This window comes from Mycobacterium fragae, assembly GCF_002102185.1.
In the GTDB taxonomy this organism is placed as follows: Bacteria; Actinomycetota; Actinomycetes; order Mycobacteriales; family Mycobacteriaceae; genus Mycobacterium; species Mycobacterium fragae.
Window position 1 is genome coordinate 232,718 of sequence record NZ_LQOW01000006.1, and the last position, 14,419, is coordinate 247,136.

Annotated in this window: 14 protein-coding genes and 1 tRNA gene; 5 read left to right on the forward strand and 10 right to left on the reverse strand. The window is 67.0% G+C overall.

Annotation, left to right across the window (positions count from 1 at the left end):
* Window positions 1-47 precede the first annotated feature (47 nt).
* Window positions 48-1,592 (reverse strand): methionine--tRNA ligase, encoded by a 1,545-nt coding sequence (metG, locus tag AWC06_RS05185; protein ID WP_085195155.1) that lies wholly within the window; start codon window positions 1,590-1,592, stop codon window positions 48-50.
* A gap of 20 nt (window positions 1,593-1,612) precedes the next feature.
* On the opposite strand from metG, the gene AWC06_RS05190 reads away from it, so the two are divergent.
* From AWC06_RS05190 to rsmA, 3 genes are all read left to right on the forward strand, one after another.
* The gene (locus tag AWC06_RS05190) at window positions 1,613-2,449 is read left to right on the forward strand and encodes a TatD family hydrolase (RefSeq protein WP_085195028.1); all 837 of its coding nucleotides are present in this window, start codon (window positions 1,613-1,615) and stop codon (window positions 2,447-2,449) included.
* Between the two features lie 147 nt (window positions 2,450-2,596).
* The gene (locus AWC06_RS05195; RefSeq protein WP_085195030.1) at window positions 2,597-3,724 is read left to right on the forward strand and encodes a resuscitation-promoting factor; all 1,128 of its coding nucleotides are present in this window, start codon (window positions 2,597-2,599) and stop codon (window positions 3,722-3,724) included.
* Window positions 3,688-4,614: a 16S rRNA (adenine(1518)-N(6)/adenine(1519)-N(6))-dimethyltransferase RsmA gene (gene rsmA, locus AWC06_RS05200; protein WP_085195032.1), complete on the forward strand. Its 927-nt coding sequence runs from the start codon at window positions 3,688-3,690 to the stop codon at window positions 4,612-4,614. The genes AWC06_RS05195 and rsmA overlap by 37 nt, the downstream gene beginning before the upstream one ends.
* Here the strand turns inward: rsmA and AWC06_RS05205 are convergent.
* Entirely contained in the window at window positions 4,611-5,408 is a 798-nt protein-coding gene (locus tag AWC06_RS05205) for a serine/threonine-protein kinase (protein ID WP_085195157.1), read from the reverse strand. The two genes, rsmA and AWC06_RS05205, sit on opposite strands and share 4 nt — an antisense overlap.
* Before the next feature lie 41 nt (window positions 5,409-5,449).
* On the opposite strand from AWC06_RS05205, the gene AWC06_RS05210 reads away from it, so the two are divergent.
* Complete coding sequence (locus AWC06_RS05210) at window positions 5,450-6,415, forward strand: 4-(cytidine 5'-diphospho)-2-C-methyl-D-erythritol kinase (RefSeq protein WP_085195034.1); 966 nt, start codon at window positions 5,450-5,452, stop codon at window positions 6,413-6,415.
* Between the two features lie 298 nt (window positions 6,416-6,713).
* Entirely contained in the window at window positions 6,714-8,348 is a 1,635-nt protein-coding gene (locus AWC06_RS05215; protein WP_085195036.1) for a fatty acyl-AMP ligase, read from the forward strand.
* 34 nt (window positions 8,349-8,382) lie between these two features.
* Here the strand turns inward: AWC06_RS05215 and pth are convergent, their stop codons facing one another.
* The 8 genes from pth to AWC06_RS05255 all read right to left on the reverse strand — a co-directional run bounded on the left by pth (window position 8,383) and on the right by AWC06_RS05255 (window position 14,399).
* Window positions 8,383-8,958 carry an aminoacyl-tRNA hydrolase gene (gene pth, locus AWC06_RS05220; protein WP_085195038.1) on the reverse strand — a complete coding sequence of 192 codons (576 nt, stop codon included), beginning with the start codon at window positions 8,956-8,958 and terminating at the stop codon, window positions 8,383-8,385.
* 3 nt (window positions 8,959-8,961) lie between these two features.
* On the reverse strand, window positions 8,962-9,642 hold the full coding sequence (locus AWC06_RS05225) for a 50S ribosomal protein L25/general stress protein Ctc (RefSeq protein WP_085195040.1): 681 nt from the start codon (window positions 9,640-9,642) through the stop codon (window positions 8,962-8,964).
* Window positions 9,643-9,781: 139 nt separating this feature from the next.
* A complete protein-coding gene (locus AWC06_RS05230; protein ID WP_085195042.1) occupies window positions 9,782-10,651 on the reverse strand; it encodes an oxidoreductase in 870 nt (289 codons plus the stop codon).
* Between the two features lie 39 nt (window positions 10,652-10,690).
* Window positions 10,691-11,299, reverse strand: coding sequence for an LpqN/LpqT family lipoprotein (locus AWC06_RS05235; protein ID WP_085195159.1), 609 nt, complete (start codon window positions 11,297-11,299; stop codon window positions 10,691-10,693).
* A 26-nt stretch (window positions 11,300-11,325) separates the two neighbouring features.
* Window positions 11,326-11,670 (reverse strand): arsenate reductase (glutaredoxin), encoded by a 345-nt coding sequence (gene arsC, locus AWC06_RS05240; protein ID WP_085195044.1) that lies wholly within the window; start codon window positions 11,668-11,670, stop codon window positions 11,326-11,328.
* The gene (locus AWC06_RS05245) at window positions 11,671-12,651 is read right to left on the reverse strand and encodes a ribose-phosphate diphosphokinase (protein ID WP_085195046.1); all 981 of its coding nucleotides are present in this window, start codon (window positions 12,649-12,651) and stop codon (window positions 11,671-11,673) included. It abuts the gene before it with no gap.
* A 74-nt stretch (window positions 12,652-12,725) separates the two neighbouring features.
* On the reverse strand, window positions 12,726-14,195 hold the full coding sequence (glmU, locus tag AWC06_RS05250; protein ID WP_085195048.1) for a bifunctional UDP-N-acetylglucosamine diphosphorylase/glucosamine-1-phosphate N-acetyltransferase GlmU: 1,470 nt from the start codon (window positions 14,193-14,195) through the stop codon (window positions 12,726-12,728).
* Window positions 14,196-14,327: 132 nt separating this feature from the next.
* Window positions 14,328-14,399: transfer RNA gene (locus tag AWC06_RS05255), tRNA-Gln, on the reverse strand.
* Between the last annotated feature and the right edge of the window lie 20 nt (window positions 14,400-14,419).

The following is a 14,419-nucleotide window of genomic DNA, read 5'->3' on the forward strand; positions in this document are numbered from 1 at the left end:
CCTTGAGACACCGCCGAGCCTGCGGATGTGACAGTGCGTGACCTAGATCACTCCGCCTGGTAGCGGGGGAACACGCCCGTCGGCGCCGGTAACGCGGTGCCGGGTACCAGCCGCGTTCCTAGCGCCGCGAAAGTCCGCTGATCGTTGGGCTGACCGAGCAGGTCCAGCAGCCTGGCCGCCGACTCGGGCATGACCGGCTGGATCAGCAGCGCCGCGATGCGCACCGCCTCGCACGCCACGTAGAGCACGGTGCGTAACCGGGTCTGGTCGGCCTCGGACTCGCTCTTTCGCAGCACCCATGGCTGCTGAGCCGAGAAATACCGGTTGGCGGCGCCGAGCATCAGCCAGATCGCCTCCAACGCCAAATGCATTGCCTGAGCATCGAATTCGGCGCGCACGCGTTCGACCAGCCCGTCGGCCGCGGCCAGCAGGTCTAAATCGTCGGCGGTGAAATCGCCTGGCTCCGGGACCTTTCCGTCGATGTTCTTGGCCACCATCGACAGGGACCGCTGCGCCAGGTTGCCCAGCTCGTTGGCCAGATCGGTGTTGATCCGGGTGATCATCGCCTCGTCGCTGTAGCTGCCGTCCTGGCCGAACGGCACCTCACGCAACAGGAAGTAGCGCACCTGGTCGAGCCCGAACTTGTCGACCAGCGTGACCGGGTCGATGACGTTGCCCACGGACTTGCTCATCTTCTCACCGCTGTTGAGCAGCATCCCGTGCGCGAAAACCCTTCGAGGAAGCTCGATTCCGGCCGACATGAGAAATGCCGGCCAGTACACGGTGTGGAACCGGATGATGTCCTTGCCGATCATGTGCAGATCGGCCGGCCAGTAGCGGCGGAACATCTCTGAGTCGGTGTCGGGGAAGGCGACGCCGGTCAGGTAGTTGGTCAGCGCGTCGATCCACACGTACATCACATGGTCGGGATGGTCGGGCACCGGCACGCCCCAGTCGAACGATGTCCGTGAAATGGACAGGTCCCGCAGGCCGCCGGAGACGAAGCTGACCACCTCGTTGCGCCGCACCTCGGGTGCGATGAAATCGGGATGAGCGTCGTAGTGCGCCAACAGTTTGTCCGCATACGCCGACAGCCGGAAGAAGTACGTGGGCTCCTCGGTCCAGGTCACCGGCGCCCCGGTCTCGGTCGCGATCCGGGTGCCGTCCTCCGACAGTCTGGTCTCCGACTCGGTGAAGAACCGCTCGTCGCGCACCGAGTACCAGCCCGAGTAGGTGTCCAGATAGATGTCTCCGGCATCGGCTATCCGTTGCCAAATCGCCTTCGATGCCTCCAGGTGGTCGGCGTCGGTGGTGCGGATGAACCGGTCGAAGGAGATGTTGAGCTTCTGCTGCAACCGCTGGAAAACATCCGAATTGCGCCGGGCCAGCTCCGCGGTCGGAACGCCTTCTGCGGCGGCCGTCTCGACCATCTTGAGGCCGTGCTCGTCGGTTCCCGTCAAAAAGCGCACGTCGAAGCCGTCGAGCCGTTTGAAGCGGGCGATCGCGTCGGTGGCGATGTACTCGTAGGCATGCCCCACGTGCGGCTCGCCGTTCGGGTACGTGATAGCCGTAGTGACGTAGTAGGGCTTCATTTGAAAGTCCACCCTATTGTGTGCGCGTGAGCTCCAAACGTCCGCCGACGCCCGAGCCGTTGCGCCCGCTGGTCGACGCGCATACCCACCTGGACGCGTGCGGCGCCGAGGACGGCGACGACGTGCGGGCGATCGTGGACCGCGCCGCGGCCGTCGGGGTCGAAGCGGTGGTCACCATCGCCGATGACCTCGCCTCCGCGAATTGGGTGACTCGCGCCGCCGACTGGGACCCCAGGGTCTACGCCGCGACGGCCCTGCACCCGACCCGCGCGAACGCGCTCACGGCCGCGGCACGCGCCGAGATCGAACAACTGGCCGGCCACCCACGCGTGGTGGCGGTCGGCGAGACCGGCATGGACCTGTACTGGCCGGGCCGGCTGGAGGCCTGCGCGGAGCCGGCCACGCAACGCGAGGCCTTCGCATGGCACATCGACCTGGCTAAGCGGATCGGTAAACCGCTGATGATTCACAACCGCGACGCCGACGCGCAGGTGCTCGACGTGCTGCGCGCCGAGGGCGCGCCCGACACGGTGATCTTTCACTGCTTCTCGTCGGGCAGCTCCATGGCCCGCGCCTGTGTGGACGCCGGATGGCTGGTCAGCCTGTCCGGGACGGTGAGCTTCCGCAATGCCCGTGAGCTGCGGGAGGCCGTCCCGCTGATCCCGCTGGCGCAGCTGCTGGTGGAGACCGACGCACCCTTTCTGACCCCGCACCCGCACCGCGGGGCTCCCAACGAACCGTATTGTCTGCCTTACACTGTTCGGGCGCTGGCTGATCTGCTCGGCCGGCGCGCCGAGGAACTGGCGGAGATCACCACCGCCAATGCTCGCCGAGCCTACCGGTTGGGCGGCGGTTAAGAGTCCGTTAAGAGGGCCGTGCCTGAGTTGCTCTATCTAGGCCGATTCGTTACCGTCTTGTGATCGTACGGGTGGGGCCGAAAGGCCCCTTTGCTGTGTCAGTGGGTTGTTGCCGAAGTTGTTGCTGAGGTCGGGGATACAGGCGCGTTGAACGTACTAACGAGACTGCACCAGACTCCATCACCGGTTTTGCGGCTCCTGGTCGCGGCGTTACTGCTGGTACTGGCGTGCGCCGGCGGATATGCGATCGCCGCGTATAAAACGGTGACGCTGAGTGTCGATGGCACCGCGATGACCGTGACGACGATGAAGTCGCGCGTGGTCGACATCATCAGGGAGAACGGCTTCAGCGTCAGCGAGCGTGACGACCTCTACCCGGCGGCGGACGAGCGGGTGCACGACGCCGAGAACATCGTGCTGCGCCGCAGCCGGCCGCTGCAGATCTCGCTGGACGGCCACGACACCAAGCAGGTGTGGACCACGGCGTCCACCGTCGACGAGGCGCTGGCCCAGCTCGCGATGACCGACACGGCGCCGGCCGCGGCCTCGCGGGGGAGCCGGGTTCCGTTGGCCGGGATGGCCCTACCGGTGGTCAGCGCCAAGAACGTCGAGCTCAACGACGGCGGCGCGGTGCGCAACGTACACGTCGCGGCGGCCCGGGTCGGGGACCTGCTGGCTGCCATCAAGGCGCCGCTGGAGCAAAGTGACCAGGTCAGCCCGGGCGCATCGGCGCCGGTGGTCGACGGGATGCACATCCAGGTGACCCGCAACCGGATCGAGAAAATCACCGAGCGAGTGCCGCTGCCTCCGCCCAGGCGCCGCGTCGAGGACCCGGAGATGAACATCAGCCGTCAGGTCGTCGAAGACCCGGGCACCCCGGGCACCCAGGACGTGACGTTCGCGGTGTCCAAGGTGAACGGCGTCGAAACCGGCCGGCTGCCGGTGGCCAGCCGCGTGGTCACACCGGCCCGTGAGGCGGTCGTGCGGGTGGGCACCAAACCGGGCACCGATGTTCCTGAGGTCGGCAACGGAGGCGTCTGGGACGCCATCGCGCGGTGCGAGGCTGGCGGGAACTGGGCGATCAACACCGGCAACGGGTATTACGGCGGTGTGCAATTCGATCAGAGCACCTGGGAACGCAACGGCGGCCTGCGCTTTGCGCCGCGCGCCGACCTCGCCACCCGCGAAGAGCAGATCGCGGTGGCCGAGGTCACCCGGGCGCGCCAGGGCTGGGGTGCTTGGCCAGTGTGCAGCGGACGAGCGGGTCTACGCTGACCATCCGGCTGCTCGGGCGAACCGAGATCAGGCGGCTGGCCAAAGAACTCGAATTCCGGCCGCGGAAATCTCTGGGACAGAACTTCGTCCACGACGCGAACACGGTGCGCCGGGTCGTGTCGTCGTCCGGAATCAACCGGCACGATCACGTCCTCGAGGTCGGCCCCGGGCTGGGATCGCTCACCCTGGCGCTGCTCGACCGCGGGGCGACGGTCTCCGCCGTGGAAATCGATCCCGTGCTGGCCGGCAGGCTGCCGAAAACAGTTGCCGAGCATTCGCATAGCGAAATTCACCGGCTGACTGTGCTCAACCGCGACGTGTTGTCGATCCGCCGCGCCGATCTGGCTGCCGAACCGACCGCGGTGGTGGCGAATCTGCCCTATAACGTCGCCGTCCCGGCGCTGCTGCACCTGCTGGCCGAATTCCCGTCGCTGCGTACGGTGATGGTGATGGTGCAGGCCGAGGTCGCCGAACGGCTGGCCGCCGAACCGGGTGGCAAGGACTACGGTGTGCCCAGCGTCAAGGTGCGTTTCTTCGGGCGGGTCCGCCGATACGGCATGGTCTCCCCGACGGTGTTCTGGCCGATTCCGCGGGTGTATTCCGGGCTGGTGCGCATCGATCGGTACGAGACCTCGCCGTGGCCCACCGACGAGACCTTCCGTCAGCAGATCTTCGACCTTATCGATACCGCATTCGCCCAGCGGCGCAAGACATCCCGCAACGCCTTCGCCCAATGGGCGGGTTCGGGTAACGAGTCGGCACGCCGATTGCTGGCTGCCAGCATCGACCCGGCGCGCCGGGGTGAGACGCTGACCATCGAAGACTTTGTGCGGCTGCATCAGCGCTCGGGTGAAGCCGGAACGTCTCAGCCACACGCCTCCGCGAGCTAAGTGTCCACCGCGCGGGCGATGCGCTCGGCGAATTCCGTACAGGATTGATAGCGCAAGTCGGGCTCTCGCGCCATGCCCCTGGCCACCACCGTGTCGACTGCACGCGATGCCCAGGGGACTCGGTGGGATATCCGCGGCGGGACGCCACGAAGGTGTGCGTTCACCAGCTCGGCGGAGTCGTCGGCCTCGAATGGCGTTGTGCCGGTGAGTAACTCGACTGCGCAACACGCCAGCGCGTACTCGTCCGTTGCGGCCGTCGGGGCATGACCGCCCAGCATCTCCGGCGCGATATACGGCAGCGAAGCCTGCATGTCTTTGGGGCGGCCGAAGACGTCGTCGACGACGGCATGTGCCACTGAGAAATCGATCAAACAAGCGCCTGTACGCGAAAAGTCCTCGCCGACAAGGATGTTGGCTGGCTTGACGTCACCGTGAACGATCCCGTTGCCGTGCAGGTAGTCGAGTGCATCGGCGATCTGCACAAGTGCCGCCAGCCGGTCGTCGAGCCGCTGCAACCGCGTGGACTTGCCGCCGCCGAGGAACTGCATCGCGAGCCAGAACGGCCCGTGCTCGTACATCGTGACGATGTGCGGATGGCTGAGCCGATGCGCGAATTCGAATTCGCGGTGCAGGCGGGCACGGTCTGCCGGACCGCGATGGGTCTCGCCGAGAACCTTGAGCGCGACCGGCCGGTCGGGGCACCGCACCGCATGCGCCCGGTACACCGTGGCGTGGCCGCCGCGGCCGACCTCGCGGTCGATGACGTAGCCGGCGATACGGCGGGCGCCAACCATGCCCACAGAGTAGGTTCCGGCGATAGTCTCGTGCGGTGCCGATGGACGGAAACACTGCTGCTCAGTGGGTGCCCACTGGGTCGGTCACCGTGCGGGTGCCGGGGAAGATCAACCTCTATCTGGCCGTCGGCGACCGTCGCGAGGACGGCTATCACGAGTTGACGACGGTGTTTCATGCTGTCTCCCTATTCGACGAGCTCACCGTCCGCAACGCCGATGTGCTCTCGCTCGAACTCACCGGTGAGGGCGCCGACCAGCTGCCCGTCGACGAGCGCAACCTGGCCTGGCAGGCGGCCGAGCTGATGGCCGACCACGTGGGCCGGGCACCCGACGTGTCGATCGCGATCGACAAATCCATACCGGTGGCCGGCGGGATGGGCGGCGGAAGTGCGGATGCGGCGGGCGTGCTGGTCGCGATAAACGCGCTGTGGGAACTCGGCGTGCCGCGCCGCGACCTGCACATTCTGGCCGCAAAACTGGGCAGCGACGTGCCTTTTGCGCTGCACGGCGGCACCGCCTTGGGCACGGGCCGCGGGGAAGAGCTGGCCACGGTGCTGGCCCGGAACACCTTCCATTGGGTGCTGGCGTTCGCCGAGGGTGGGTTGTCGACGCCGGCGGTTTTCAGCGAGTTCCAGCGGTTCAGGCAAGGCGAGGGTGGGGGAGCGGAGGGGCCGCCACGGCTGGCCGAACCGGGGCCGGTCTTGGCCGCGCTCGCCGCCGGCGACCCGGAGCAGCTTGCGCCGCTGCTGGGTAACGAGCTGCAAGCGGCGGCGATGAGCATGGATCCGGCGTTGCGTCGTGTCTTGCGGGCCGGCGTCGAAGCGGGCGCGCTGGCGGGCATCGTGTCGGGTTCCGGGCCGACGTGCACGTTCCTGTGCTCGTCGGCGCCCGCAGCCGTCGACGTGGGCACGCAGCTGTCCGGTGCCGGTGTCTGCCGCACGGTTCGCGTCGCCAGCGGGCCGGTCCACGGTGCTCGAGTGGTGCCGACCCCCGTCACCGGGGTGTGACGCAGTCGAGTAGCCGCTGAAGTTGGCGGTTACTTAAGAGGAGTTTAAGATGTGCTGCGGTGATAAATACCGGTCAAGAAACGCGCCCGATTCTCCCGCCCGCCGACCATGCCGGCGGGCGGTGCACGAACCCAGGCCGTGTCCTCACCGACACCGCAACGTTGCGTAAGGTGATCGGTTCATCACCGTTTCGAGACGAAATCGCTCCCCAATTGTGGGCGTGCGCATGCAGCGAAGTGCGCATTAACAGGGGCAGCATTAAACGCTGGGCGTCGGCGCCGGAGCTGAGGAGGTTCGCGTGAGCAGATTTACCGAAAAGATGTTCCGCAACGCCCGCGAGAGCAAGAAGGGCATGGTGACCGGCGAGCCGCACCACCCGGTCCGGCACACCTGGGGTGAGGTCCACGAGCGGGCCCGCCGGGTGGCCGGTGGCCTGGCCGCGGCCGGCGTGGGCCACCACGACGCGGTCGGCGTGCTGGTCGGCGCCCCGGTGGAAATCGCCCCGACCGCGCAGGGGCTGTGGATGCGCGGCGCCAGCCTGACCATGCTGCACCAGCCCACGCCGCGCACCGACCTGGCGGTGTGGGCAGAGGACACCACCACCGTCATCGACATGATCGAAGCCAAGGCGGTGATCGTCTCCGACCCCTTCATGGCGGCGGCGCCGGTGCTGGTGGAGCGCGGTGTCAAGGTGCTCACAGTCGAGCAGCTGTTGGCGTCCGATCCCATCGACCCCATCGACACCAACGAGGACGATCTGGCCCTGATGCAGCTGACGTCGGGTTCGACGGGATCGCCGAAGGCGGTGCAGATCACCCACCGCAACGTGTACTCCAACGTCGAGGCGATGTTCGTCGGCGTGCGATACGACATCGAGAACGACGTGATGATCAGCTGGCTGCCCTGTTTCCACGACATGGGCATGATCGGCTTCTTGACCGTGCCGATGTACTTCGGCGCCGAGCTGGTCAAGGTCACGCCGATGGACTTCCTGCGTGACACGTTGTTGTGGGCCAAGCTGATCGACAAGTACAAGGGCACCTTCATCTGCGGCCCGAACTTTGCCTACTCACTGTTCGCCAAGCGGCTGCGCAAGCAAGCCAAACCCGGCCAATTCGACCTGTCCACGCTGCGGATCGCGATGTCGGGCGCCGAGCCGGTAGACCCCGCCGACGTGGAAGACCTGATTGACGCGGGCAGGCCGTTCGGGCTCAGGCCGGAGGCCATCCTGCCCGCGTACGGCATGGCGGAGACCACGCTGGCAGTGTCGTTCTCCCCGGTGGAGACGGGGCTGCACGTCGACGAGGTGGACGCCGACCTGCTGGCGGCGCTACGGCGCGCCGTACCGGCCACCAAGGGCAACATTCGCCGGCTGGCTTCGCTCGGGCCGGTGCTCGACGGGATCGAGGCCCGCATCGTCGACGAGGACGGCAACGTGCTGCCGCCGCGCGGCGTCGGCGTGATCGAGCTGCGTGGTGAGCCGCTGACCCCCGGCTACATCACGATGGGCGGATTCATCCCGGCGCAGGACGAGCACGGCTGGTATGACACCGGGGACCTCGGCTACATCACGGAGAAGGGCCACATCGTGGTCTGCGGCCGGGTCAAGGACGTCATCATCATGGCCGGCCGCAACGTGTATCCGACCGACATCGAGCGGGCGGCGTGCCGCGTCGAGGGTGTCCGTCCGGGCTGCGCGGTGGCGGTGCGACTGGACGCCGGGCATTCGCGCGAGACGTTCGCCGTCGCTGTGGAATCGAACGCGTTCGAGGATCCGGGCGAGGTGCGCCGCATCGAGCATCAGGTTGCGCACGAGGTGCTCGCCGAGGTCGATGTGCGTCCACGCAACGTCGTGGTGCTCGGCCCCGGAACGATCCCGAAGACGCCGTCGGGCAAACTGCGCCGGGCCAACTCGGTCACGCTCGTCACCTAGCGTCTGCGGTTCGCCCGCGGGACGAGAGCCCGAGTTACCAGGCGTGCACCCGGTTCTGGGCGGGTTCGAGCCCCAGCTCGATGAGCAGCTCGGTGGCATCGGCGGCCTGCTCGCAGAGCGCGGGCACCTCCGGCCGTTCGGCGGCAGTGAAGTTCTCCAACACGAACGCCGCCGGGTCCTTACGCCCGGGCGGGCGCCCGATCCCTATCCGCACCCGCTGAAAATCCTTGGTGCCCAACGCCGCCGCGAGCGAGCGCAGCCCGTTGTGGCCGCCCTCGCCGCCGCCGATCTTGAGCCGGATCTGACCGAAGTCGATATCGAGGTCGTCGTGGATCACCACGATGTCAGCCGCCGTAACCGAATAGAACTTGGCCAGCGGACCCACTTGGCGCCCCGATTCGTTCATGTAGCAGCGCGGCTTCGCCAGCACCACCGGGTGGCCGCTGAGCCGGCCGGTGACAATCTCCGCGCCAGACTTCTTGTGCGCCTTGAAGGTTGAACCCAGCCGCCCGGCAAGCAGGTCGGCCACCATGAACCCCAGGTTGTGCCGCGTCTGGGCATAGTTTGGTCCCGGGTTGCCCAGGCCCACCACCAATAGTGGGTCGGCCACGAGTTATTCGGATTCGGGCTCGGACTCGGGCGCCTCGGCTTCGGCAGCCTCTTCGGCTTGCACCTCTTCCTCCTCGGCCGCCTCGGGCACCTCGCCGGCGCCCTCGGCCTCGAGCTCCTCGGCAGTCGGCGCGATCACCACATTCACCACCAGCTGGTCTGGGTCGGTCACCAGGGTGACGCCCGGCGGCAGGTTGATCTGCCCGGCGGTGAACTGGGTGCCCGGCTCGACGCCCTCGACCGAGACGGTCAACTGCTCGGGAATCGACAGTGCCTCAGCCTCGATCTCGATGGTGCTGGTCTCCTGGGTGACCAGGGTGCCGGGCACCGGCTCGCCCTCGACGTCGACGGTGACCTCGACGACGACCTTCTCACCGCGACGCACCACCAGCAGGTCGGCGTGCTGGATGGTGTGGCGGATGGGGTGGATGTCGAGCGCCTTGGTCAGCGCCAAATGCTCTTTGCCGTCGATCTTGAGCGCCAGCACGGCGTTGGTGCCGGAGTGGCGCAGCACTGCGGCGAAGTCATGCCCCGGCAGCTCCAGGTGCTGCGGGGCGGCGCCGTGACCGTAGAGCACGGCGGGAATCTTGCCGGCCCGGCGCGCCCGCCGGGATGCGCCTTTGCCGGTCTCGGTGCGTACCGTGACGGCGAGCTCATTGGCCGCCGAAGCCGCGGATTTAGCCATGGTGTCGCTCCTGTGTTGGTCGGGGCACGGCCAGCAATCGCGACAACCAGAAGGTCCCCGTCGATAACGGTGATCGGCATAAATTTCTACAGCCGGCCACCCTCGCCGTGACGCCCGGCCAGGTTAGCGCATCAGCACCTCAGAGCGGAAATTTGGTGTCGGTCAGCCGCTCGGAGAGCTCCCACAGCGCGCCGGCGGTTGCCGGGCGTTTGGCCAGCGGGCTGCGCCCCACCGGCTTGGTGCGCCCGACCATGCCGAAGCGCGGTCCGACCAACGTGTCGCCCGGCAAATCCTGGGAGGCGGCGTAGAGCGTCTGCCGGGCGCCGAAGTCGGCGTCGGTGGCCAGCAGCCTGGTGCCGAACGAGACCACCGCGTCGCCGAATTTGCGGCCTGACCGCCCCTGCAGGTTGGTGTGCGAATAACCGGGGTGTGCGGCCAGCGCACGCAGCGGCGATCCGACGCCGTCGAGGCGGCGCTGCAACTCGCTGGTGAACAGCAGGTTGGCGAGCTTGGACTGGCCATAGGCCGACCACGCCGAGTAGGGACGGGAGGTCCAGTTCAGGTCTTTGAGGCTGATGTGGCCCACCCAGTGCGCCATCGACGACACCGTCACCACTCGGTCGGTGAGCTTGGGCAACAGCAGATTGGTCAGGGCGAAATGACCGAGGTGGTTGGTGCCGATCTGGCTCTCGAAACCGTCGGCGGTCACCGCGTGCGGGACGGCCATCACGCCCGCGTTGTTGATCAAGACGTCGACGGCGTCGACTCCGTCGGCGAACTGCCGTACCGAGGCCAGGTCCTGCAGGTCGAGCCGGCGGACCTCGACGTCTCCGGTCATCTCGCGGGCCGCAGCTTCGCCTTTTCCGGTGTTGCGGACGGCCAGGATGACCTGGGCGCCGACCCGGGCCAGCTCGCGTGCTGTGACGGCGCCGAGACCGCTGTTGGCACCGGTGACGATGACGGTGCGTCCGGCGAACGACGGCAGGTCTGCGGCGGTCCACGAAGTCATGGCAGACAGATTAATGCCGCGGATGCGGTGGCCCGAGCACTACTTCTTCGCCGCGACGGTGAACCCCTTGATCAGCGACTCGATGTCACGGGATTCCGGCACAGCTTGGTCGGCCAGGCTGGTGACCGAGAACTCGACGAGGTAGGGCTGGCGGGCGGGCGGTGACCCGGTGGCGATGACGACCCGGTTGAAGGTATGCAATCGCTTGCCCTCGAGGTCGAAGGTGCCCTGAACCATCGACGACGGGAAGCCGTGGAAGTCGGCGTCCGACGCGTCGAGCTGCTTGAAGTTCGCCGACGTGACGACATCGGCGTTGCCGTGCTTGGCCACTTCGCGCGAATCGAAGTCTCCGGTCAATTTGAAGACCATCAACATCGCGTTCGGATACGGGCCGCCCTTGGTGATCACTTCGGTTGTCGGCGGAATGGTTGGGCTGGTGTACCTCTCCCATCCCGGTGGTATCGGCATCGACACAGTCAGGTCGGGCAGTTTGTCGGGCGCTACTTGCTCTTTGATCACGCCGATGGTGTCGAGGTACTGCGCCAACGGGACGGGCTCTTCGGACGTCGTCGTGGTCGTTGTCGCCGTTGTTGTCCAGATCGACCCGTAGTCAGGGGATTTCGGTCCACAGCCGACGAGCGCCAGCATGAGCGTGGCCGCGCAGAGTTGCAGTCTCACAGAATTTCGCGGACGGCGTCGACCGGCCGAGCCAGTCGGGTGCCCTTGGCGGTGACCACGAACGGCCGCTGGATGAGGATCGGGTTGGCGACCATGGCGTCGAGCAACTCGTCGTCGGTCGCCTCGTCGAGGTTGAGCTCGCGGTACACGTCTTCGTTTTTCCGCACTGCGGCTCGCACGTCGACGCCGGCGTCGCGGATCATCTTGGCCAGTTGCGCGCGCGTGGGCGGAGTCTTCAGGTACTCGACGATCTCAGGCTGGAAATCGTTGTCGCGCAAAAGTTCCAATGTCTTGCGGGAGGTCGAGCAGCGCGGATTGTGGTAGATGACGGCGTCACCCATCTAGGCATCTCCGTCGAAAAGCCCTGTGACCGAGCCGTTTTCGAATACGGCGCGGATCGTGCTGGCGAGCAGCGGGGCGATCGACAGCACCGTCAGCTGCGGGAAGCGTTTCTCCTCGCCGATCGGCAGCGTGTTGGTGACGATCACCTCGCGGGCGCCGGATTCGGCCAGGAGCTTGGGTGCCGGGTCGGAAAGCACACCGTGACTGGCGGCGACGATCACGTCACCGGCGCCGTCCTCCTTGAGCAGCGCGACCGCGGCGGCGATGGTTCCGCCGGTGTCGATCATGTCGTCGATCAGGATGCAGGTCTTGCCGGCGACTTCGCCCACGACGCGATTGGACTTGACCTGATTGGGCACCCGCGGGTCGCGGGTCTTGTGGATGAAGGCCAGCGGAACGCCGCCGAGCGAATCAGCCCATTTCTCGGCGATACGCACCCGGCCGGAGTCCGGCGAGACCACCACCATGTCGTGCCCGGTGTAGTTGTCCTTGATATAGGCGGTCAGCAGGTGCTGCGCGCGCATGTGATCGACGGGCCCGTCGAAGAAACCCTGGATCTGGTCGGTGTGCAGGTCGACGGTGACGATCCGGTCGGCGCCGGCGGTCTTGAGCAGGTCGGCGACCAGGCGCGCGGAAATCGGTTCGCGGCCACGGTGCTTCTTGTCCTGCCGGGCGTAGGGATAGAACGGCACGACGGCGGTGATCCGCTTGGCGCTGCCCCGCTTGAGCGCGTCGAGCATGATGAGCTGTTCCATCAGCCACTGGTTCAGCGGCGCGGGGAACGATTGCAGGACGAACGCATCACAGCCGCGCACCGACTCGTGGAACCGAACGAAGATCTCACCGTTGGCGAAGTCACGGGCGGTCTGCGCGGTGACGTGGACGTCGAGTTCCTTGGCCACTTGTTCGGCTAGCTCGGGGTGAGCACGACCGGAGAACAGCATCAGGTTTTTGCGATTGTCGGTCCAGTCGTGGCTCAACGTGGTGCCCTCACCGCTCGGGATCGAGATGACCGCTTCATGGTACGTAGCGAAACGCCAGGTGTGTGGTTGGGTTACCGATCGGGTCGCTCTTCCGTCTTCTCGGCGGCTTGTGCCTTTTCGGCGGCCTGCGCGGCGGCGCTGCCCGGCCGCTTGCGCAGCACCCAGTTTTCGATGTTGCGCTGCGGGCCGCCGGACACGGCCAGCGCCCCTGGCGGCACGTCTTCGCGGACCACCGTGCCGGCCCCGGTATAGGCGCCGTCGCCGACGGTGACCGGCGCGACGAACATGGTGTCCGAGCCGGTGCGCACATGCGAGCCGACCGTGGTGCGCTGCTTGGACTCCCCGTCGTAGTTGACGAAGACGCTGGACGCGCCGATATTGCTGTGCTCGCCGATGTCGGCATCACCGACGTAGGTCAGGTGCGGCACCTTGGTGCCGGTGCCGATCGTGGAGTTCTTGACCTCGACGAACGCGCCCAGCTTGCCGTCGGCGCCCAGCACGGTGCCCGGCCGCAGGTAGGTGAACGGGCCGACTGTTGCGCCGTCGCCGATCGCCGCGGAGCTGCCGTGGGTGCGAACGACCGATGCGCCGTCTCCGACGGCGACGTCGGTCAAGGTGGTGTCCGGGCCCACGATGCAGCGGCTGCCCACGCGGGTGGCCCCGAGTAGCTGGGTTCCGGGCTGGATGACCGTGTCGCGGCCGATGCTCACATCCACGTCGATCCAGGTGGTGGCCGGGTCGACGACGGTGACCCCGGCCAGCTGATGGGCGGCCACGATGCGGCGGTTGAGTTCGGCGGCCAGCTCGGCCAGCTGCACGCGGTTGTTGACCCCGGCCACCAGCGCGCTGTCGTCGACATGGCGGGCGTGCACCGTCTGACCGTCCTGCCGGACGATGGAGACCACGTCGGTGAGGTAGAGCTCGTGTTGGGCGTTGTCGGCTGACAGCCGGCTCAGCGCCGCCCGCAGCGCCGCGATGTCGAAGGCGTACACGCCCGCGTTGACCTCGCGGATCTCCCGCTGCGAGGGAGTGGCGTCGGCCTGCTCGACGATCGCGATGACCTCATTGTCCTGGGTGCGCAGGATGCGGCCGTAGCCGGTGGGATCGGCCAGCGTGGTGGTCAGCACGGTGACCGCTGCCGGCCGGGAGGTGTGGGTCTCGATCAGGTCGGCCAGCGTATCGGCGTCGAGCAGCGGTATGTCGCCGGATGTGACGACGACGACGCCGCGGTAGTCGTCCGGCAGCGCGGACAACCCACAGAGCACCGCGTGTCCGGTGCCGAGCTGCTGGTCTTGCATCGCCACACCGATCCCACGCCCGAGCGTGACCGCCAACTCGGCGACCACTGGGGTGATCCGTTCGTGGTTTTGGCCCAGCACCACGACCAGATGTTGGGGGGCCAGTTTGGCGATCGCGTGCAGCGAATGCGCCAGCATGCTGCGACCGGCGATCGTGTGCAGCACCTTGGGGGTGTCCGAACGCATCCGGGTTCCGGCCCCCGCCGCCAATACCAGGACCGCTGATTCACCGTGGGTAGTCATCGGGCCTCACCTCTTCGCCACCACTTCGCCTTCGCCGCGAGTGTGCGTGTTTGTACGCCGACACGCCGTTAAGCGTGTCATTCTCCGCACGCTCGCGGCAAAGAAGTGCGGCAATAGCCCAGCAATAACCAGCTCCGTCGCCAGGACTCGAACCTGAACTCTCAGAACCAAAATCTGATGTGCTGCCGATTACACCACGACGGATCGTTAGGACCAGCGACGAC